The organism is Porphyromonas crevioricanis, from assembly GCF_900476255.1.
Classification (GTDB): domain Bacteria; phylum Bacteroidota; class Bacteroidia; order Bacteroidales; family Porphyromonadaceae; genus Porphyromonas; species Porphyromonas crevioricanis.
Genome location: NZ_LS483447.1, coordinates 151,522 through 172,898, shown reverse-complemented (window position 1 = coordinate 172,898; position 21,377 = coordinate 151,522). Strand labels below are relative to the sequence as shown.

At 47.0% G+C, this 21,377-nt stretch carries 21 protein-coding genes, 1 tRNA gene and 1 riboswitch; of the genes, 10 read left to right on the top strand and 12 right to left on the bottom strand.

The genetic code is table 11. The features are described from left to right. Window positions 1-12: 12 nt before the first annotated feature. From DQN70_RS00790 to DQN70_RS00770, 5 genes are read right to left on the bottom strand one after another with little or no spacing between them, the layout of a single operon-like run. Complete coding sequence (locus DQN70_RS00790; protein ID WP_023939569.1) at window positions 13-2,592, bottom strand: zinc-dependent metalloprotease; 2,580 nt, start codon at window positions 2,590-2,592, stop codon at window positions 13-15. A 29-nt stretch (window positions 2,593-2,621) separates the two neighbouring features. Next, a complete protein-coding gene (gene cobC, locus DQN70_RS00785) occupies window positions 2,622-3,155 on the bottom strand; it encodes an alpha-ribazole phosphatase family protein (RefSeq protein ID WP_023939568.1) in 534 nt (177 codons plus the stop codon). Then, window positions 3,152-3,571, bottom strand: coding sequence for a S4 domain-containing protein (locus DQN70_RS00780; RefSeq protein WP_036888418.1), 420 nt, complete (start codon window positions 3,569-3,571; stop codon window positions 3,152-3,154). Before DQN70_RS00780 ends, cobC begins: the two co-directional genes overlap by 4 nt. A gap of 47 nt (window positions 3,572-3,618) precedes the next feature. Beyond that, the gene (locus tag DQN70_RS00775) at window positions 3,619-4,710 is read right to left on the bottom strand and encodes a glycosyltransferase family 9 protein (RefSeq protein ID WP_023935978.1); all 1,092 of its coding nucleotides are present in this window, start codon (window positions 4,708-4,710) and stop codon (window positions 3,619-3,621) included. Window positions 4,711-4,742: 32 nt separating this feature from the next. Next, window positions 4,743-5,357: a DUF4254 domain-containing protein gene (locus DQN70_RS00770; RefSeq protein WP_023939567.1), complete on the bottom strand. Its 615-nt coding sequence runs from the start codon at window positions 5,355-5,357 to the stop codon at window positions 4,743-4,745. 339 nt (window positions 5,358-5,696) lie between these two features. On the opposite strand from DQN70_RS00770, the gene DQN70_RS00765 reads away from it, so the two are divergent. Then, window positions 5,697-6,323, top strand: a complete 627-nt coding sequence (locus DQN70_RS00765) for a hypothetical protein (protein WP_023935974.1) — start codon at window positions 5,697-5,699, stop codon at window positions 6,321-6,323. A 133-nt stretch (window positions 6,324-6,456) separates the two neighbouring features. Here the strand turns inward: DQN70_RS00765 and DQN70_RS00760 are convergent, their stop codons facing one another. From DQN70_RS00760 to DQN70_RS00735, 6 genes are all read right to left on the bottom strand, one after another. Beyond that, a complete protein-coding gene (locus DQN70_RS00760; RefSeq protein WP_023939565.1) occupies window positions 6,457-6,810 on the bottom strand; it encodes a C-GCAxxG-C-C family (seleno)protein in 354 nt (117 codons plus the stop codon). A 243-nt stretch (window positions 6,811-7,053) separates the two neighbouring features. Beyond that, a complete protein-coding gene (locus DQN70_RS00750; RefSeq protein WP_023939564.1) occupies window positions 7,054-7,482 on the bottom strand; it encodes a putative signal transducing protein in 429 nt (142 codons plus the stop codon). After that, the gene (locus DQN70_RS00745) at window positions 7,483-7,890 is read right to left on the bottom strand and encodes a GtrA family protein (RefSeq protein WP_036888420.1); all 408 of its coding nucleotides are present in this window, start codon (window positions 7,888-7,890) and stop codon (window positions 7,483-7,485) included. It abuts the gene before it with no gap. Beyond that, window positions 7,856-8,590: a hypothetical protein gene (locus DQN70_RS09435; protein ID WP_023935963.1), complete on the bottom strand. Its 735-nt coding sequence runs from the start codon at window positions 8,588-8,590 to the stop codon at window positions 7,856-7,858. Before DQN70_RS09435 ends, DQN70_RS00745 begins: the two co-directional genes overlap by 35 nt. Window positions 8,591-8,636: 46 nt before the next feature. After that, window positions 8,637-9,227 (bottom strand): crossover junction endodeoxyribonuclease RuvC, encoded by a 591-nt coding sequence (gene ruvC / locus DQN70_RS00740; RefSeq protein WP_023935962.1) that lies wholly within the window; start codon window positions 9,225-9,227, stop codon window positions 8,637-8,639. 3 nt (window positions 9,228-9,230) lie between these two features. Next, window positions 9,231-9,560, bottom strand: a complete 330-nt coding sequence (locus DQN70_RS00735; protein ID WP_023935961.1) for a hypothetical protein — start codon at window positions 9,558-9,560, stop codon at window positions 9,231-9,233. Window positions 9,561-9,722: 162 nt separating this feature from the next. Between DQN70_RS00735 and DQN70_RS00730 the strand changes: the two genes are divergently transcribed. Continuing rightward, a tRNA-Ala gene (locus tag DQN70_RS00730) sits at window positions 9,723-9,795 on the top strand. Between the two features lie 728 nt (window positions 9,796-10,523). Here DQN70_RS00730 and DQN70_RS00725 read toward each other — a convergent pair. Continuing rightward, the gene (locus DQN70_RS00725) at window positions 10,524-11,723 is read right to left on the bottom strand and encodes a T9SS type A sorting domain-containing protein (protein ID WP_023935957.1); all 1,200 of its coding nucleotides are present in this window, start codon (window positions 11,721-11,723) and stop codon (window positions 10,524-10,526) included. A 331-nt stretch (window positions 11,724-12,054) separates the two neighbouring features. Then, window positions 12,055-12,268, top strand: a riboswitch (cobalamin riboswitch). Between the two features lie 491 nt (window positions 12,269-12,759). Here DQN70_RS00725 and metG point away from each other — a divergent pair. The 8 genes from metG (at window position 12,760) to DQN70_RS00680 (ending at window position 21,334) form a co-directional block, all read left to right on the top strand. Further along, on the top strand, window positions 12,760-14,832 hold the full coding sequence (gene metG / locus DQN70_RS00715) for a methionine--tRNA ligase (protein ID WP_111759309.1): 2,073 nt from the start codon (window positions 12,760-12,762) through the stop codon (window positions 14,830-14,832). Between the two features lie 30 nt (window positions 14,833-14,862). Further along, complete coding sequence (locus DQN70_RS00710; protein ID WP_023939558.1) at window positions 14,863-16,017, top strand: DegT/DnrJ/EryC1/StrS family aminotransferase; 1,155 nt, start codon at window positions 14,863-14,865, stop codon at window positions 16,015-16,017. Window positions 16,018-16,048: 31 nt separating this feature from the next. Further along, window positions 16,049-17,125, top strand: coding sequence for a Gfo/Idh/MocA family protein (locus DQN70_RS00705; protein ID WP_023935949.1), 1,077 nt, complete (start codon window positions 16,049-16,051; stop codon window positions 17,123-17,125). Between the two features lie 15 nt (window positions 17,126-17,140). After that, a complete protein-coding gene (locus tag DQN70_RS00700; RefSeq protein WP_042225679.1) occupies window positions 17,141-18,877 on the top strand; it encodes a bifunctional metallophosphatase/5'-nucleotidase in 1,737 nt (578 codons plus the stop codon). Then, window positions 18,874-19,623 carry a 3'-5' exonuclease gene (locus tag DQN70_RS00695; RefSeq protein ID WP_023939556.1) on the top strand — a complete coding sequence of 250 codons (750 nt, stop codon included), beginning with the start codon at window positions 18,874-18,876 and terminating at the stop codon, window positions 19,621-19,623. Before DQN70_RS00700 ends, DQN70_RS00695 begins: the two co-directional genes overlap by 4 nt. 131 nt (window positions 19,624-19,754) lie before the next feature. Next, window positions 19,755-20,318: an RNA polymerase sigma factor gene (locus tag DQN70_RS00690; RefSeq protein WP_023939555.1), complete on the top strand. Its 564-nt coding sequence runs from the start codon at window positions 19,755-19,757 to the stop codon at window positions 20,316-20,318. A 93-nt stretch (window positions 20,319-20,411) separates the two neighbouring features. Further along, window positions 20,412-20,795 (top strand): hypothetical protein, encoded by a 384-nt coding sequence (locus tag DQN70_RS00685; protein WP_023935942.1) that lies wholly within the window; start codon window positions 20,412-20,414, stop codon window positions 20,793-20,795. A gap of 71 nt (window positions 20,796-20,866) precedes the next feature. Continuing rightward, a complete protein-coding gene (locus tag DQN70_RS00680; protein WP_143742800.1) occupies window positions 20,867-21,334 on the top strand; it encodes a hypothetical protein in 468 nt (155 codons plus the stop codon). The last annotated feature ends 43 nt before the right edge of the window (window positions 21,335-21,377 follow it).

The following is a 21,377-nucleotide window of genomic DNA, read 5'->3' as shown; positions in this document are numbered from 1 at the left end:
GCCTCTTTCCTCTTAGAGGTTTTTGCCGGAAAGGGCATTGTCTATGCGCATGATCTGATATTCGTAGTGTGCACGCAGAGCCTTATCTGTTGCGTTCTTACGTGTTGTGTAGATACGACGAATTTCTTTGAGTTGCTTCATCCAGAGCGGAGCTATCACGTGGGTTGGTATGGGGCGATAGGCAATGGTGATACGAGCAAAAGACTGTGCCATATCGTTTGCGTTGGCTCCCTGTCTGTAGCCAAGAGCGCAGGGGAGTTGCTCTTCTTTGAAAAACTTAGTTGCCAAAAGCTCTTCTTCGTCTTGCAACCTGTTTGATCCAGACTTTTCTTCCTTCACCAGACCAGAGGCTTTCAGCATCATTCCGATGGCCAGGGCTTCTATATCTATATCGGCTGAGCTGAGTTTCTTGCCTTTGATAGAGGGTTCAAAGAGCACTTTTACGGCATCGTCTGTATAGTCGCTCAGGGCATAGCTGTTTTCTTCACCCGACAATTCACTTTGATAGATACGCATAAGAGCCGAAGGGTTGAAGAAGGCTCGTACAATAGAAGCTCGTAGAGACGGGTGTACGTAATATTCACCATTGGTAAACACTGCTTGTTGCTCTGGAGTGATCAGCCAAGTGTGGAAAGTACGTGCTTCGCGTGCAAGCCATTTCATTGCCTGCAATTGTTGGCTGCGAGGTACATAGGTGTAGGCTGTTTGTTGGTCTCCCTGTCGGTTCTCATTGAATATGATACCGCCTATATAGGGCTTTACGTGGCTGATGTGTCGGAAGTATTGACCTATGATTTCTCCGTAGATCTCATGTATGTCGTCGTATCTCTTGTCTCGTTCCATGAGCCATTCGGCAGCATTTTTGCTGATGATCTTCAGGTTGCTGATGGAGAGATCTCCGGCTTTTAGGTGATCATTACCCAAGTCCTCCATTTGGTCAGTCGGGTCTATGGTGTGGGGGAATTGCTGGGCTCCGAAGGTGTACATCGGGTCATCGGCCTTCTCCATAATCCATTTGTTGAGTGTCGGACGCTCATCCTCAGCTGTTTGAGCTTCGGGGATTAGGCGATAGCCCCACCGGATGGCATGTATGTCGTAAACGCCAAGGACGGGAGGGGTGAGGGATACTCCACGCTCCAAGTCTCCGGGTTGGGCCACAAAGTTGTTGCGAGCATAGTCCATAATACTGGGGGTCGTACCATACTTCTGAGTAAAGCCGGGGTTGCGCAGGCTGTCGATAGGAAAACTGTAGCTGGCTCCCATATTGTGCATTAGCCCAAGCGTATGCCCTACTTCGTGCGAGGTCACATAGCGTAAGCTCTTGCGCATCACCTCGTCGTCGAAAACCGGTTTGCGTACCTGTGGGTCTACGGCTGCGGTTTGGGCAAATCTCCATCTGTGCACAAGACTGATAACATTGTGATACCAAATTACATCGGCACAGATGATTTGTCCGGATCTGGGGTCTACATAGCTCGGCCCCATTGCATTGGCTGTTGAGGTCGTTGCATATTTGATACAGCTGTATCGAATATCATCGGGATCGAAGTCTGGATCGTCTTTGGGATAATCCTTTGCTTGGATTGCATTCTTGAAGCCAGCTGCTTCGAATGCGATGTTCCAATCTTCTACGCCTTGTTTTACTATCGAACGCCATTTGTCGGGGAAGGCAGAGTCTACATAGAATATGATAGGTTTGATAGGCTCCACCAGTTCTCCTCGGAAGTAGGCAGCCGAGTCTTTGGGTTGCAGATCCCAACGATGGATAAGAGCATATTTTTCTACCTTATCTCTGTCGGTCGTAAAATGCTCTCGGAAAGAGCGGAAGAAACCGACCCGGTTATCCTGCAGGCGCATGCGCACTGGTTTTTTCGGCAGAAGCAGAATGGAGCGGTTCATCTGCAAGGTGTAAGGCTGTCCCAACGGTTTGATTTGATAGGTCAGTAAACTCTTGATCTCGATATTTTGAGGGAAGACCTTTACCCCCATCATGTTGCTGGCAGATTTGGATAGCGATCCTTGTATATATCTGCTTTGCATGGCCGGAGGGGCTGTGACGAGCGGAGACAGGCTCTTTTCATCGGAGGTGAAAAACTCGGTTACTTCGATCAACACATTCCCATCCTTGGTATCGACGATGGGGAAAGCTTTGAGGATTGGATCGAGGAAATTGCGCTTGTAGCTGGGCTCTATCGCATCCCCCTGGCGTACCGTGCTGAGGTATTGAGAGCGATGCAAGTATACATTGGTATTGTCTTTGCTGAACCGGATCAGAAAAGGATTGATATTCATTTGCCCGGCCACCACTTCATTGGTTTTGCTGGTAGCTGCTACACGGCTTGCCAGGAGATACTCTCTGGAAAAAGCCGAATCGGGAAGGGCGAAGTAGAGCTTGTTTTTCTTGGTAAAGTAGACAGAGAAGGGGCCTTCTTGTTTCTTTGCATCTGCAATAGCCTGATCGAATTTTGAAGGAGCTTTGACTTCCTTTTTTGCCTTTGCCCGAGCTGCCTTGGATCGGCTTCGACACGAGGTCATAGGCAAGGCCATGGCTGCACACAGAGCAATCATGGCCAACATCTTTACTTTCTTCATAAATGTATTTTTAATGAGTGGTTGTTTTTTCAGAATTCAATGGGAGTCACCGAACCAAATCCCGGCAAATGCTCGAATGCCTGCTCAAGAGTGAAATCTCCGACGGCAGCCCGGGCGCAGTTGATGATCCCTCCATGACAGAACACAAGGATTGACTCATATCCTTTGGCTTTCTGTTCTCGTAGAAAATCGATCACTCGGTTTTGCTGATCCGTGAGAGACTCTCCTCCCGGTACTCGGTCGTGGAGATAACGGTGGAAAAAATGAGCTACATCGTGCTCGTATATGATCTGATTCCATGGCCGAGTCTCCCATTCTCCGAAGTTGAACTCTTTGAGACGGTCATCTTGTATTGCATCGGGATAGCCACAGTAGTCGGCCAACTTTCTGGCACGTTTGAGAGGACTGGTGAAAACGGCCGAAAAAGATCGGTCGCTGATCAGTTTCTTAGTCACTTCGGCTTCCTGCTCAAAACTTTCTCGCACATCCACGTCCGTTGCACCGTAGCAAACCACGTTCCCATCGAGTAAAACAGATGTGTGCCTTACTAGATATACTTTCATTTCTTTTGTTTTCTGATTTTGCGATTTAGTTCGGCGTAGGGACTCTCCCGGTTCTCGGTTTCAAGCCGCTCTTTGTATTTGTGCCTGCGCTTATTCTCCGGATTGTTTTTGCTTTTGGAGCGAAGAGATGCACTTTTGGGGGAGATGTATGTCCTCTCTGCCTTTTGTTTTGTGTTTTTGTGGGAAGGTTTTTCGATGGCTTTTCGGTAGGCTTCTGCGGCCGAAAGCTCTTGGATCAGTTCGGCTACGGGCAGCTCTACATCATCCAGCAGTACGGTGTCTTTCTCACAAACCTTGTCGGAGAGAGAGGCTCGTTTCCCGTTGATGTAGATGCGTCCTTCCGTAATGTAGGCTTCGGCCTCCCGGCGAGAACCTAATCCGGATTCGCTGATTAGCTTGTTTATTCGGATCTGCATATATCGAGACAAATAGTTTTTCTATGATGGTGGTTGTATGAGGCTTCTCACCCGATTGGCGTAGACAGCGAGGTCGGATTGTTGAGAGGAGCCTCTACGATAGAGCTCACTCTTTCTACAATAGTTGTCACAGGTAACTCAAGGCAGGCATAATTGCGACCACGGCAAGGGCGGTTCCCGAATATGGAGCAAGGGCTGCACTCCAGGTCGAGAGAGAGGGCATCCTCGGCCGACTGTCCGTAACCCAGAAATCCAGCATAGCGATGAGTGGCACACCAGACAGATACAACTCTGCAACCCACCAAAGAAGCAAAGTGCATATTGGCACTGTCCATCGACAGCATACAGCGCAGTGTTTGCATCAGGGCAATTTCATCGGTCAAGGTCAATTTCCCGGCCATGGAGTAGGTGTGAGGGTACCGGTTGGCCCAGACTTCAAGGGTTTCGGCCTCTTTCCCTCTACCTCCGAAGAGACATATTTCCAGATTTCCTCTTGAGCTGAGTGTTTCTACAACCTGCTCCATCTTCTCTATCGGGTAGGTCTTGCTTTTGTGAGCAGCGAAAGGTGCGATGCCGATCCGTATATATGGGCTTTGCTCGACCGGCAACAACCCGGCTCGTCTTTGTGCTTCAAGCAAATCGGCTGTCGGCAATGCAATCGGAGGCGAAGTAGGCTCTGTATCAAACTCAAAGCGCAGGCCGGCTGCCCTGAAGACGGCTGCATATCGCTCTATCATTGATCCGATGGGTTTCTTGCGCTTTAGCGGTGGCATGGCCACGAGCATGGCTCTTTTGTTTCGTGGCTTATGCAGGTGCACCGAACTCACCCCTCTGAATTTGAGATAAGTCCTCAAAACTCGAGAGCGAAGAACATTGTGCAGGTCTATTACCTTGTCGAATCGCTCATCCGAGAGCCTTGATGCAAATTGCAGTAGCCCCCCCAGCCGTTTTTCGTCGTGCTTGGTGTCTATCCCCATGGCCTCGACATTGGGTGGGGCATTCAACAGCAAAGAGGTGAGTACTGGCATTGTCAGCAGAGTGAAGCTGTGCTCTGGATTGGCGCGAGCTACCGCATAGAGAACCGGTATGCTCATGGCTACATCTCCAAATGCCGAAAGGCGAATCACCAGATAGCGCATTGCTGCAAGTCGATTTGCTTGGGAAGAAAAGATCAGGCCTTGGCCTTATCCAGAAGTACAGGATTTAGATTGGGATCATTGTACATCTTCATCTGTTTGTAGACTTTCATGTACTTGCGCCCAGCCTCTATATCGGCCAATAGTTGATCTATGGCTCCGGAGAGATCTATGTCCTGCTCCATGAGGACAGCCAATTTCTGGCGACAGCTCTTTCTGGTCTCTTCCGAAGTGTCGGTGCGTTGAGTAGCCAGACGCATGTTGTAGATCTTTAGCTTGAGTATCGACAGTCTGTCTATCGCCCAAGCCGGGCTCTCGGTGTTGATCGTTGCATCAGCCTGCGGGCATACTTCTCTGTATTTGGTGAGGAAGTAGGAGTCTATAAGCTCTACCAGATCGGTTCGATCTTGGTTACTCCTGTCTATACGACGCTTGATTTGTAGTGCAAGAGCAGGGTCTATGTCCGGATCTCGAATGATGTCTTCGAGATGCCACTGGATGTTGTCGATAAGATTTTTGCGATACAGATCGTGCTCTATCGTTTGTTCCGGATAGGGATTGGGGTAAGTGGCGTCTATATCTCCCTTAGCTTCGTAGGCCATAATGGCCTCATCGAATATTCGGGCAGCCAACTGACTGAAATTCTCCATGAGGATTATACTATAAGCGTAAATATTATGCCCAAAGGTAGTCATAATAGAGGAGTCCTGATTGCGTGGCTATTTCCCTCGCTGTAAAACCCTTTCTTCGCCAAGCCGATTTCCCTTTTTGTACAATAGGGTCATTTTCTGTCGCAGAACCTTCAAGAAGCCGAGGCTCTCGCGTATATTTGTGTCAAAAGGATTCTCCTCCTTGTTTCGGAGGCAGAGAGATTGTGTATTTGTATTTTATAACTCTTTAGTCGGGGGAATGTGAAAGTTTTGGTTATATTTGCCACATCGCTTGCTGAAAACAAGAAAATAACCAATACATCTAAACTTACACGAATTATGAAGAAAATCTTCTCTCTTTTGGTTTTGGCAGTTGCCGCTTTGACTGCTACCAATGCCCAGGATTATGGATTTCCCAAGGATGACCATGACCACAATCATGAAAACGTTATTTTCGTTGGGGGAGCTTTTACCTACTGGAACAACAATGACCAGAAAGCAACTTTCTTTCAGTTTGAACCGGAGTTTGGCGTCCTCTTCAATGATACTTGGGGAGCCGGTATAATGCTCGGATACGAATACAACAAGTCTCGTCATAAAGAAAGTGGCGAAGACCATATCGAGCGTGCATTCAGTGTTTCTCCTTTCGTACGCTACTACTACATGCACAGAGGTCCATTCAACTTGTATATAGATGGAGGTGTAGGTTTCAATTACTCTAAGGAAGAACACGAGACTGTCAAGGGTTTTGAGGTCGGTCTTCGTCCCGGAGCTTGTATTGACTTGACCAAGGGGCTGTGTCTTTGCATGCACCTTGGCTTCATAGGTTATCGTAAAGACTATTTCTCCGGCCATCATGATGGCATTGGCGGACATGGTCATGGAGGCCCGGCTTTTGGACAAAATGGATTCGGCTTGCGCTTTGCTCCTGAGGAGGTTTCCATAGGTCTCGAATTGGAATTCTAAGTAAGACTCAGCACGATAGTTGATTGAGGCAAAATAAAAAGCCCTGCAAACCAAGTCGGTTTGCAGGGCTTTCGTTTTTCAGACCTCAATGGTCTTTGTTGATAAGAGACTGTTGCCTTGCACAACAGTCTTTTTATTGATTCCTTTTCTCGCCCAGACGCTCATTGACAAGCCGTTCGGCCAGACGTACAGCTTCTACACAGGGGAATTTGAGTTCAGCTTTCAGTTCTCTGCAAGTTGTCCCACCGGCCTCTTTCTTGAAATCGTCTTTTACTGACGGTAACTGATGCTTTTTCATCAACTCTTCGGCTGCATAGAGGGCTCCACAAAGCCCACCTTCTGCCCGTCCTCCTCCACAAGGACGGTAATGTAGCTCTATTTCGTCATCGGAGAGAGCGATGTGGTCTTGAAATTGTTTGAGTACGGATTGGCAACAGTTCCAGTTGTTCGGTTTGTTGTGGAAGAAATCTTCTGCGTGAGTTTTCATAAATGTGTGTCTTCGTAGGTTATGAGTGATAAGTATGTATTTAATTCTTTTTTGATCGCTTGCGAATTGTTTTGTAGATAGGTACCAACACAAGTACACCCGATATGACAAGGCTTAGCACGAGAGGCCCATCTATTTCGGCGTGAGCGAGTATGTACATAACAATCAAAACCCACAAAAGGATGATACAAACCATCTGAAGTTTGCTGAGGGGTTTGCGTGTTCGCATGGCAAAAGGGAGGGTTAGCCGGCAAAGGATGTAATCAAGTATAGAGTCAAAGCCAAGAGTGCAAGAAATAGGATTGTACTCAGCAGCAAAGCCCAAAGGCGAAACTCCAAATTCTTTTTTCTGAAGAAGGGCAATTTGTCGGCCAAACTTGCTATTGTGCCGATGTTGCTTTCTGTCTCATCAGGCAGACTGTAACCCTCTTCCTCCAGTATTTGCAAGGCTTTCTCCACGTCAAGCTCGGCGATCTCTACCCTATAACCGCCGATGTCTACCATGGGGGATAGCATCCTGTTACTAAACTCATTGCGCAGATAGGCTCTCACGCCATGCCGAGACAGAAGTGATAGCAGGTATTCGGCTTCTTCAAACTCCTGATAGCTGGCCAATAAGAGCATGCGCTCCTCTGCCGGCGGAGAAGGAAGAGAAGGATTAGTGGGTTTCATTCAGGCTTCGCATTGTTTAGATACAGGGGAGAATGTGATATACTTGTTGAACAGGAAATTGAGTATTGTGTACAGCAGCATCCCTATTACATGATTGTAGTAGGAGTCGTAGGTCGTGTGTCTGTTGAGAACAAAGACGGCTGCGTACTGTATCAGGTAGCAGATTAGAAAAGCCAGTAGGAATATCAGGAAGTCTCTCGTCCAGCTGTGTTCACTGGAGAAAGTCCACTTCCTGTTCCATACAAAGCTATTGATGATACCGGCCGTATAGCCCAATAGATTGGCTATCCAATCGGGGCTATCGGCTTTTTTTAGCAGAACCCATATTACGATGGCTGTGATGAGCGTATTGGAAACGCCGATCAGCCCGTACTTAATGAGTTGGATCAAGGTTTTTCTCCTTAGCATATTTGGCCAAAGTTTCTTTGATTACCTGTGGAGTGATGGGCTGGGAGTTGGTAACCATAAAGCTGTCTCCCAAGAAATTTCCATAGAGGTTGCACTCAAGGATAAATCCCACAAAAATCTCTTTGATAGGGGATTGTATGGGTAGGAGGAAAGAAATTTGGATGTAATTGTATCCAACGGAGATATCCTCCACTTCGCCTCCATATTGCTCCATTCGGTATTGTAGCTCTTTGGTGAATAGCTCCACCTGAAAAGGCTCGAACTCTTGCAGATGTACGGTGTGGAAAAGCCCCATGAAGCGCATTAGATCGCCACGGCCGCCCAACCCGCTGGCTACGGCTATCTGTCGTTCATCGACCAAGTCGCTCATCATAGCCACTCTGCATTCGAGTTTGGCCATCATGGCCCACTGCCTTAGCTCTCCTTCGGGAGCAATTTTCAGAAAGTCTTCGATTACCCGATAGGCTTCTACTCTGCCCGACATTGCCAGTCGAGAGAGTGCCATACGGCGTGTCGAGAGAGGTTTGTCTTGATCGAAGATGAGCTTCTCGGCATCCATGGTCGGATAGTTGTGCGGATTTCCTTCTCCCTTGGTCATCCTCAGTGCAATAGATTGTTTGAAGTACTCGGCCTGCAAGGGCAGCGGTACAGGTTCTTCCAGCTGATGTATTTGCCCGCCAAGTCTGCTTATGTCGTCCATAGGAACTTTCGTGCTATAATGTTTCTACAAAGATAATGAGAGCTGTTTATATCGGCTTTCTCCGTTCTTGAGAGCCTTTGACTCGATTGGGATTGGCCTTTACGAAGTCGCTCCAACTCTTGGTTGCCGAGGTCTGTTTTTGCAGCGGATTGGAGGTGAGGAAGAAGTGGCAAAGAGCTGTAGCCAAAGCATCTGTGGCATCCATCTCTTTTAGCATTGATTCTTCGGGGATGTGTAAGAAACGCTGCAACATACCGGCTACCTGCTCTTTGGAGGCGTGTCCATTCCCGGTGATCGCCTCTTTGATACGCATAGGTACATATTCGGTGATCGGGATATCTCTGGTAAGGGCTGCTGCCATTGCAACGCCCTGAGCGCGTCCGAGCTTTAGCATGGACTGCACGTTTTTGCCAAAAAAAGGGGCTTCGATAGCAAGTTCGTCAGGTAGATAGGCATCTATCAGACCTGTTACCCTATCGAAAATACGTTTTAGCCTGATGTAGTGATTGTCGTATCTATTGAGCTTGATCACACCCATTGTGATCATCTCGGCCCGTTGTCCCTGTACCCTCAGCAGTCCGTAGCCCATAACCACCGTACCCGGGTCTATGCCTAAGATGATACGCTCCGCTGGCATTCCTTAGTCGATCGTTTCGGGTTGAATTTCTTCGAGTAGCGAATCGAAACTCAATAATCTATTGTCGAAAACCTCAGATATGGCTTTGATTGATTCGGCCAAGGTAGGGGAAGCCATGACTTGCTCTTTCGTTTCTCTATCGGGGAAGATGAATTGCAAGCTGCAATTACATACATTCTCGTCATAAATCGGATCAGTGAGGCGGTAGGCATATAGTTCTACTTCTGCAAAGGCCGCTCTCAGTTGTGGCAACGTGGTCTTGCTAAGGTGTGCCTCCAATTCCTTGCTCTGCTCTCGAGGAATTGCAAAGTTGATATTATATAAGTGTCGCATACTTGTGAATTTCCTTGTTTGAGGGGGACTGTTGTATGGGTTGTAAAAAGGCTGTTTCAGTAGACTTTGTATTCTATTTGTATCCTACTAATGGTCTGATTGATATTCTATACGCAAATGTATGTATATCCAAGAAATGTTCTATATTTGCGGTCGCAAAGGGGGGTATTAGCTCATCTGGTAGAGCGCAACACTGGCAGTGTTGAGGTGAGCGGTTCGAGTCCGCTATACTCCACGAAAGAGTTTGGGTGCAGGTCGCAGCATGCGGTTTGCACCCTTTTTTTTATACCTGAATTGGAGCCAGACTCTTCTGTATAAAATTCTTCTTTGGCTCCTTGAAATGATTGCACGATCTCTGCTAAAAAAAGTCCCCAGGATAGTTCTCCGAGCGGCAACTTTTATTTGTTTTCTTTTGTTTGGTTGTGCGTTATTGTGTTTTCTTTTTGCTGTGCTTTTCCTACTCAAATTGGGGCTATTTTGATCGTTTTTTTCCTCTCTTTTTTGATGCTCATGGGAGACGTTTTTTGCTGCGCATGGAGAAAAGGAAATTTCTCTCCTGAGAAAAAAATTTCTCTCTCCTGTGTTAGCAAAATTTCTCTCAGGAGAAAATTTGACCCTGCTGAAATACCCTATTCATCGCTGTTCTGGAAGCCTCACACAAGAGGGGTAAAAGAGAGCTAATCTTCTGTGTGTACAGTCTGTTTTTTTCTCTCTCTTCTCGGCTTTTATTGCAATCTGAATTTTACAAAATATATCTATTCCAACTACAAGAATGTAGGAGCTTCTTGATAACCCTTGAAGAATGCGTGAGCCCAAAACCTCCGCACACGAAACTCTTTTGATTCGTTATGTCTGGTACGTCATAGAGGAAGTCTGTGCGAAGGTCTCTGTAAGCAAAGAAAAAGCCTGCGACAAGGAGAGGAAACTTCTCTTGTGTCACAGGCTTCTTTATTTAGTGCAAACTTATTCGCCTAAGTAGATCTTTCCAGTGTATCGCAAGCCTTGTGTGTCGGTCACGATGTAGAGATATAGCCCTGTGGGAAGGGAGGAGAGATCGACAGAGGTTTTGTCCTCCATATTGCCGACCCATACTTGTTCAGCTTTCATATTGTACAGAGCCAATGTCTTTAGGTTTGTCTTTTCCCATCGTAGAAGATTGTCCTTAGCAACAAAAGCCCATTCCTTGGGCAAGAAAGGATTATTTGTCAGACCTTCGACATTTAGCATCTGGTCTGCTCGGAAGCAATCTTTTGCTGTGACATTCTCTTGAGGAAGGATTAGGTTGTCGTACAAGTCCTGTTGTGGACGAGGGTCGTGATAGACAACTTGGTCATCCTGCAGGAAACAAAGCAGAGAGGCTCTATGATAGATATTAAAAAGATGTTGCCCCGGAGCTTTTTCTTTGAGCATAGAAGCTGATGTGGGTATGAGCCGAACATAAGTAAATCCGAAGCCTTCCATAGCTCCTATTCCATCTACCCATTTAACACCGAAAGAGGAGTTGTTTTTGAAGGAAATTGTTCGTCTCCACCTCCCTGCGATATACTCATAATTATAGTCCTTGAATTGAGGTCTTGTTGCATCATTTCCCCATACTCGATCGTATGCCGTTTGTGGTTTTTCGTACAGGTTGAAATCATATAGGATACGCTCTTGATCGGGATTAGGAAGAGACCCTGTGTCTGAATTGTCTCCTTTTTCTATGAAATTGAAAGGAGCTACATTCCCTGCCCAATGCCAACCTCCAAATTCCCAGAATGTGTTGGGATAGGTCTCCGGATCAGAAAGCCCTTGTGGTATACGTAAGTAAACAACCCCCTTGTCTTGACGAATAGCCCCCCAGTAGTTTGTTTCGTTCGCGATAAATCTATCGTCTTTGGTACAATAGACTTTTTTGTAGTTCAACTGATTGATTGTCGTATCTCCATTTATAAATATATAGGAAAAGAAGAGCCCTTCGGGGGACTTTGCTCCCTCAGAAGGTATGACGTGCTTACTCATTTGGCAGCTGTTCACCCAAATCGTACCATCACGGAGAGGAAATTCCATGATTTGGTAATTTTCATCTGTTGGCTTCTCGCCCATTTCTTCTTGTGCCCTAGTTGTCACAGGCACAACGAGTAGTGCAATAAGCACTGCTAATAGTATTCGTGTTGTTTTCATAAGAAGGATGATTTATTGATTTCTAACTCAGTTGAGGAGTAGTGTTGTAGAAACTCTCTGTCTGAAAACAAAAAAAACATGGCTAAAATCAACCAATGCTGTTATTGATAGGTTTGCTCTTATCTTGTTGTCTTTTGATACGGCTTTGCGCTTAGACTAACAATTCTACTCACGCTTGTAAGTCTCTCATTTGGCATTGCTGTCAGATATCCCCTGATGCCAAAGTTAGTAAAATAACAACTACCCGCCAATTTGTTTTCGGTAGATACTTATTTCGGTATCGAGCCTAACTAAGCAGATTGCTTTAGTCCGGCATAGTTCATTTTATTGTATACCTTTGTGGCGATGGTGTTCCCTAATTCGGCTTTTGTCGGATTGGGATTAAAAGGGAATCGGGTGAAAATCCCGGGCAGACCCGCTGCTGTAAGTTGCGTTTGAGCCGCAGGCATTATGCCACTGTAGGAGGATTCTTTGTCTCGTATGGGAAGGCGCTTGTTTTGGTGAAGCAACGAAGCCAGAAGACCTGCATCGTCTGTTTCTGCGGCTTCGAGGTTAAGCTAAGGATATGCGTCCTGTATATCCTCTCAAAATCCCCCCGAGGAAGATCGTCCCGCTCGCAGACGGGAGACTCTGTGTTCTCGACCTGCCATAGTCGAGTCGCTTAGTGGATTTCGGAAAGCCTCTGTCTGTGCATGCTGTGGGATGAGCTCCATGGTCGTTGTCAGGCAAGAGGCTTTCTCTTTTTAGAGAAGAGACATGAGGTAGTTTGCACAATAAGTCTCGTAGCGTGATTTTCGGAGGATAATTGCCTCCTACCTGTTGCCACAAAATTTCTCCTCCCATGCAAACTCTCAGAATAGAGGGACTTGCGCAAAAGATCGTTGTATCGTATATGACCAAGCCCGAATGTCGAAAATAACGCAGCAAGAGCCGCGTTGTGCAACGGTCTCTAAAAGATTGCTTGCTATCTTTGCAGTTGTAAGTAATAAATAATGTGTACACAAGGCAGGCTTGACTGACTCCTGCTTGTGTGTCGATGGGGTTTTACCACGGAAAAGAGCGTATGACAAAGAAATTCAAGCGTACACTGATCACCACGGCCTTGCCTTATGCCAATGGCCCTGTTCATATCGGACACTTGGCCGGAGTATATGTACCGGCAGATATCTATGCGCGTTACCTGCGATTGCGAGGGAGCGAAGTACTTTTGATAGGAGGGTCGGATGAGCATGGAGTCCCCATTGCTCTGAAAGCCAAAGCCGAAGGGGTAAGTCCCCAACAAGTGGTAGATCGCTACCATACCCTCATCAAAGAGAGCTTCGAGCGATTTGGTATTGGTTTCGATGTCTACGGTCGCACCACCAGTGATACGCACCGTCGTACAGCGGGTGAGTTTTTCCGAAAACTCTATGAGAAAGGAGAGTTTGTAGAGCAGACTACAGAGCAGTATTACGACCCCGAGGCAAAGCAGTTCTTGGCCGATCGTTATATCACGGGTACCTGCCCACACTGTGGAAACGAGCGGGCTTATGGTGATCAGTGTGAGGCTTGTGGTACATCGCTCAATGCTACTGATTTGGTGAACCCCAAAAGTGCCATTAGTGGTTCGGTACCGGAGTTGCGCAGTACCAAACACTGGTATTTGCCTTTGGACAAACATGAGTCATTCCTCAAAAAATGGATCCTGGAGGATCATCGAGAATGGAGAAGTAATGTCTATGGTCAGTGTAAGAGTTGGATAGACATGGGACTGCAGCCAAGAGCTGTGAGTCGCGATTTGGATTGGGGAATACCGGTGCCTGTGGAAGGAGCCGAAGGTAAAGTTTTGTATGTCTGGTTCGATGCCCCTATCGGCTATATTTCCAATACCAAAGATTTGCGTCCTGATGATTGGGAAACCTGGTGGAAAGATCCGGAGACCAGGCTGCTGCACTTCATAGGGAAAGACAATATCGTATTCCACTGTATTGTTTTCCCCGCTATGTTGAAAGCCGAAGGCTCCTATATCTTGCCGGAGAATGTTCCTGCCAACGAGTTCCTCAATTTGGAGGGAGATAAGATCTCTACCAGTCGAAATTGGGCTGTTTGGTTGCATGAGTATCTGGATGAATTTCCCGGCAAGCAGGATGTTCTGCGCTATGTCCTTACTGCCAATGCTCCGGAGACTAAGGACAATGATTTCACATGGAGCGATTTCCAGGCTCGTAACAACAATGAGTTGGTTTCCGTTTTGGGCAACTTTGTAAACCGTGCATTGGTCTTGACACAGAAATACTATGATGGAGTGGTGCCGGCTGCTGGTTCGCTTGATGATTATGACCGGGAGACATTGGCAGAAGTTCGCAGGCTCAAGGAAGAGATAGAGCAACGGTTAGATGCTTTCCATTTCCGTGATGCCCAAAGAGAAGCCATGAATATGGCTCGTGTGGGGAATAAATATCTGGCTGATACCGAGCCTTGGAAATTGATCAAGACCGATCCGGAGCGTGTTGCCACGATTATGTATGTAGCCATACAGATCACGGCCAATCTGCGGATTGCTTTTGCTCCATTCTTGCCCTTTAGTGCGGATAAGATTGGAGAAATGCTTGCAATGCCGATTGATAGACTTGATTGGGATCTTCTGGGTCGGGAAGACTTGATCCCGGCCGGTCATTGCCTGGGGAAGGCAGAATTACTTTTTGAGAAAATAGAAGATGCCGTGATAGAGGCCCAGTTACAGAAACTGGCTGCAACCAAGGAGAGCAACAATTTGGCTGCTTGGCAACCCAAGCCGATAGCTGCGGAATGCAGTTTTGACGACTTCCTTAAGTTGGACATAAGGGTTGGTACCGTGTTGGAGTGTACCAAGGTTCCCAAAGCAGATAAGTTGTTGCAGTTCCGTATCGATGATGGTTTAGGAGGGCGGACTATCGTATCGGGTATCGCCCAATATTATCAACCGGAGGATTTGGTTGGCAAACAGGTCTGTTTTATAGCTAATTTCCCACCCCGCAAATTGCGAGGTATCATGTCGGAAGGAATGATTCTGTCGGCAGAATATCCCGATGGAAAGCTGCGAGTGATTGGACCTACGGAGCCTATAGAGCCAGGCTGTACGGTCGGCTAAAACGAATTTTGATCCTCTCTTTTGCTGCAAATGTCCGGCTTATCTCACATACCGCAGTTTGATCCTCGTCGCATCTATCTCTTTCTGAGAGAAGAGATAGACCAAGCCGTGAGCGAGGTGGTGGATAGTGGTACTTATATAGGAGGGGAGGCAGTTGGTCATTTCGAGCAGCAGTTAGCCTCTTTTGTAGGAGAAGGGAAGGAATACCGAGCTGTTTCTTGTGCCAATGGTACTGATGCTTTGGCTTTAGCTCTCAGCCTTTCCCGTTTGAAGCCCGGTGACGAAGTATTGATGCCTTCGCATACCTACGTTGCAGCGGCAGAAATGGCGGTAAGCCAGGGGCTGATACCTGTATGGGTAGATGTAGAAAAGGAGGGATACAATGTGGATCCCGATCCGGAGCATTTGGAGGCTTGTATGAGCAGGCGAACCAAGGCAATGGTAGCCGTGAACATATATGGTATGCCTGCTGCCTGGCCTCGTCTGAAAGACTTCTGCCACAACCATGGCTTGTTGTTGATAGAGGATAATGCACAAGGCTTGGGAGGAAGTCTTGATGGTAAAGCCTTAGGAAGTTGGGGTGATGTCTCTACGCTTAGCTTTTTCCCGACCAAACCTCTCGGTTGTATGGGAGACGGAGGGGCTGTGCTCGGACCTTCATCAGACGATATGCAGCGTATCGCCATGCTGGCTCGGCATGGGCAGCAGGGAAAGTATAACTATATAGAACCTGGGCGTAATAGTCGCTTGGATGCTTTGCAAGCGGCAATCCTGAGTGTCAAGTTGCGGTATTTGTCTCAGATGCAGCATTTCGTACGGGTGATTGCTCGGAGCTATGCCGAGGCTTTATCGGACATAGAAGGTTTGCTGTTACCCCAGTGCAGCTTGCTCCCGAATGCCCAGCCTTCGTGGCACTTGTTCACGATACGAGTCTTAGGAGGTCAAAGAGATGCTCTTCGAGCGTTCTTGTCTGACCGGAGAATTGCTGCAGGCCTTTATTACCCCACTCCACTACACCGAGTGCCGTGTTACGCTCGGATAGCTTCGCCCCATAGTTCTCCTTGTATCGAGACAGATCGCCTGAGCGAAGAAATACTATCGCTTCCTATTTTCCCCTTGATGAGAGAAGAGGAGTGCGAGCGTGTGGTAGATGCTGTGCGTAGCTTTTTTATGATCAATAGATAAGGAAGAATTAACTCGGATTTGTGATAGAGTTATGAATCAAAATATGGAGCCTGATTGCAGAGGGATTGTGCGTTTTGCCATCGTAGGCTGTGGCCACATTGGCAAGCGGCATCTCGAAATGGTCAGTAGAGATCCCCGAGGGTGCGTTGTCGCTCTTTGTGATGTGAGAGATCGGGCAGAGCTGAATCTACCCGAAGAAGCTGCTCAGCTGCCTTTCTTTCAGTCTATTGAGGAACTCCTTTCATCGGGTTTGGATATAGATGTGGTATCTATATGTACACCTAATGGTCTGCATGGACATATGGGTTGTTTGGCTTTGTCTGCAGGTTATCATGTCCTTATTGAGAAGCCTATTGTGCTCGACCTGCATGAGGGTGAGCTTTTGCGAGAAGCTGCTACCCAAAGCAAACGGCGGATATTCGGGGTCCTGCAGAATAGATATACTCCCTCTTCTATATGGCTTAAAAACTTGATAGGGAGCGGCCGTTTGGGTAAGGTGTATGATGTGCGAATGGATTGTTTGTGGAACCGGGATGAGCGTTACTATCTTCCTCGCAACTGGCATGGTACAGCCGATATGGATGGCGGGACATTATTTACCCAGTACTCCCATTTCGTCGATTTACTCACTTGGTGGTTTGGTCCAATTGATAAGTTGCGCTTTGCCGATTTTGCCAATTACAGCCATGGCAATCTGATTGATTTTGAAGATAGCGGAGAAGTAGCATTTGATTTTGTTTCCGGAGCTAAGGGGAGACTTAGCTATTCGACAGCTGTCTATGGGCGGAATATGGAGATAGCCCTCACGGTATTGTCGGAGAAGGGTTGCATCCGTCTTGGAGGGGCTTTCCTGAATGAGATACAGCACTGCGAAGTGGCCGGTTATCAGGTGCCCAAAATGCCGGTTTCCGCACCAGGCAACCAATATGGCGGATATTCGGGTAGTGCGCAGAATCATCATTTGGTGATTCGGCATGTGGTAGCCTCTCTATTGGGAGAGGAAGCCGAGGTTGTGGGCCTGGAGGATGGTTTGGGAGTTGTGCGTACGATACAGCAGATTTATGATCATCCAGCTTATAGGTCATACAGTAAGAAATCAGGTAAATAATTTAGGAAGTTGAATATGAGTAGATTTATTTTGTTTTGTCGCTCCCTTATCGCTGCTTGGGGTGTCTTTTGCTGTGTCTTTTTGTCAGCTTGCTCCGGAGAGCGTACTACAGAAATACGCATCATACATACAACCGATATACACGGCAATTATTTCTCTTTCGACTTCTTGGCCGACTCAGCCGGCACCGGCTCCATGTCTCGATTGTCCTCCTTTCTCAAGGAAGCCAGAAAACAAAATCCCAGCCTGCTTTTGATTGATGGGGGGGATATCCTTCAAGGGACACCGGCAGCCTATTATTCCAATTATGCCGATACCCTGCCTGTAAACTTGGCTGCACAAACGATGAATTATTTGCGTTTTGATGCTTCCGTAGTGGGGAACCATGATATAGAGACCGGGCACGAGGTGTATGATTCGTGGATTAAGGATTGCAAGTTTCCCGTGTTGGCTGCTAATATGATAGATATTGAGACGGACAAGCCTTATTTGCCTCCTTATACGATCAAAGACATAGACGGAATTCGTGTCGCTATCTTGGGCTTTGTAACCCCTGCGATACCGGAGTGGTTACCTCAAGATCTTTGGCGAGGAGTTGGGTTTGAGGATATACTGATTTCCGCTCAGCAGTGGGTGCCGTATGTGATAGAGCATGAGAAGCCTGATATTCTCATCGGCTTGTTGCACTCCGGTTTGAAAAATACCAATAGACACTATATCGAGAACGCCGGAGAGTTGTTGGCCAAGGAAGTCTCGGGGTTTGATGCCTTGTTTATCGGTCACGATCACCGCAAGTTCAATGGGCAGCTACGTACTTCTCGTGGAGATTCGGTGCATGTCTGCAACCCTGCCAGCCATCTGGATTTCGCTTCGGACTTGACTATTCGTGTTACCCGCAAAGGGAATAAGATTGTAGCTAAGGATATTTCGTCCAGGTTGGTAGACTTGAACCAATATGAGCCGGATCCGGCTTTTGAAAGGGCTTTTTCCGAGCAACAACAGGCTGTACGTAAATGGGCAAATCGACAGGTAGGAGTGCTGGAGACTCCACTTGATATTCGTGGCTCTCTATTCGGCCCTACTCCCTTCCTTAGCCTGATACATCGTGTGCAGCTGGATGCTACAGGAGCCGACATTTCTTTTGCTTCTCCATTGGATTTGCATACTTATATCCCGGCTGGCCCTCTGCGTGTGCGAGATTTATTCTCCCTCTATCGATTTGAAAACTTCCTCTATGTTATGGAACTTACCGGTTCCGAAGTGAAGGACTATCTGGAGTTTTCTTATGGTAAATGGGCTAATCACATGAAAGGACCGAAAGACCATTTGCTCCTCTTCCGGACAGGGATTACTCCGCAGGATAAGTTCAAGACATTGCATGAGATTTTTAACTACAGCTCTGCTGCCGGGATCGATTATACAGTGGATGTCTCGAAGCCTGCTGGAGATAGAGTGAAGATCTTAAAAATGAGTAATGGACAACCGTTTGACTACTCCAAAGTATACCGTGTGGCTCTTGATTCGTTCAGAGGAGGTGGAGGAGGAGATTTGCTTACCGAAGGTTGTCAAATTCGTTTTGAGGAATTAGCCAGGCGTATTGTTGAAGAGAAAGACGATATTCGCAGCTATGTGCACAAATATATTGTAGACAAGGGCAGTATCGAAGTGCAGAATAATGCCAATTGGCGATTTGTGCCTGAAACCTGGGTACGAGAAGCGATTGAGCGTGATACTAAAATCATGTTCCCATGAGTATTTGGCTACTATTGGCCACAGTAGCCTTCGGTTCGGTAGTAGGTTGGATCCTGAGTGAAGGCAGACCGAGAGATCGCTTTGGGAACCCTATTTACAAACCTATTCGGGTAGATATAGACCAAACAAGAAAGCTCCGGCTGACAGCTGCTCCGGAAGGGGCGAAGCCTGCTGTGATGATTATAGACACTGAAACAACTGGTTTGCCTCCAGAAGAGGGAGGACTTGACCCTTCGCTCAAACGTATTGCCGTCGTCCAACTGGCATGGATCCTCTTGGATGCAGAAGGTCGAAAAATAGAGGAGCACTGCTTTTTACTTTCTCAGCCCGAAGAGGAAATTCCTTACGAGGCTGAGGCTATTCATCATATTTCTACTGAGCAGATGAGAACGGAAGGAGAGTCGCCCGCCGAGGTGTATGGCTTGTTGCTGGAGCGACTCGAAGCCCGCCCGTTGCTGGTGGCTCATAATGCTGCTTATCACTTGGCTGTGTTAGTTCGAGATATGCAATGCCATGCTTGTGATCCCTCCCCCTTGCTTGAAGCCGACTCCTATTGCACTATGGAGTCCGGGATTGATGCCGCTCATATTATCGGAGCAGCAGGACAATGGAAATACCCAAAACTCGGAGAACTTTTCGGTGTGCTTTATTATGGAAAGCCTCGGCTTGAGCTGAAGTATAGCAATAAGGCACTAGCCGATGTTCGCATGGTTGCTGCCGTTTATAAGCGATTGACAGGCATCTGATATTTTTCTTTTTGAGTTCTATTTCGTTGATTTTCAATTTACTATCCCATCTCTTTTTGTGATATAATTCGCTGTCGAGATTCGGATGTCCGAAATTTTGAGAGGAATAAATACACTATCTTTGTGAATAGATGGGAAAATTAGGTCATTCCGAAGCCGATTTGCTTGAGCGTTTGCGCAAGCCCGATACTAAGCGCGCTGCATTCGCTGAGGTGGTCGAGAGTTATTCTGAGCGGATTTATTGGCAAGTACGTCGTATGGTGCACAACCACGATGATGCCGATGATATGGTGCAGAATACTTTCTTGAAAGCCTGGGCCGGAATAGATGATTTTCGGGGAGATGCACTACTCTCCACTTGGCTCTATCGGATTGCCATGTATGAATGTCTGGCTTTCCTCAAGAAAAACAAGCTAGGCTCTCATTCCGAAGTTGATGTGACAGATGAGAATGCTTTCCTGCTTGAGCAGGCCTTGGCCGACCCTTATTTCGATGGAGACGAAGCTGAAGCTCTGTTTGCTGCGGCAATTGCTGCTTTGCCCGATAAACAACGCTTGGTTTTCACTTTGCGATATTACGAGGATATGCCGTACAGTGAGATTAGCCGGGTCACCGGTACCAGTGAGGGAGCTTTGAAAGCATCCTATCACCACGCCAGCCGAAAAATAGAATCCTTTTTGCGCAGTCAGCATTAAACTTTGAGACTCTTCTGTCTCTATAGCTGTATATGGCACAGACTTACGTAGCCTCCGGACCTCGGTCGTGGCTTCGTTTTTTTAGTATGACTTATGAATAGCCCGAAAGAAATATCAAAATGGCCGGATCCTCTCCGAAGTAGAGAGCATTATTTCGTTCCGCAGGATTACTTCGATAATCTCAACGAACGGATAATGTCTCGTATCGAGAAGGAGTGTGCTCAAGAGCGAGTGCAGAAGCCGAATCTTCGGCTATGGTCTTACCTTAGGCCGGTGCTTTATATGGCAGCCTCTTTCCTAATCGTGATCGCCGGTTTCAAGCTCCTTGAGTGGCAGACGGGACGCGTAAAGAGTTTGCCGATAGCAGAGCAACCGGTTACCCAAAACGATTTGTCTATAGAGACAGAAGCTTATTACGACTTTTTGACCGAAGACGACTATTTGGCACGAGCCTATCTGCCGGAGGATGCTTTTTAACCCCATTAGGAGCAACTGATGTCAAGATCGATCACTCACATAGTATTACCCGATTTTATCCTTGTAGAAATTTGATGCGAAAGATACTCTTACCACTATATTTGGGCTTGCAGCTTCTTTGGCTGTGTTGTCCGGATTCCCTTTCAGCGCAGGAAACATCGAGAGGAAGATGCCCTGCGGGTCCATGGTATAAGAAGGCCTGTATCGAGTATGAGACCTTTGTGCTCAAAGAGCTCCAACTGACCGATGATGAAACTCGGGCATTCTTGCCTTTGATGAGGGTTTATGACAGGAGACGTGTGGATTGTATGCGTTCAGCACTTCGTTTGCGCAGAGAGATAGAAACCAAGGTTAATCCTACCGATCGAGAGATTGATGATTTGCTGGATCAACTCTACGAGGCCAAATTATCTTCCATTGAGATACAGAAGGAGTATTACGACAAATTGAAGGGGGTGATTCCCCGGCAAAAAATACTCAAGCTATCAAGGCTGAGTCGCAAGTTCGTTTCAACAAAACTAATGAGTGACGACCATTAGAGTCAGGTTTTCTTTAGGATTTATCTGCCCTTTCCTTGTTTGC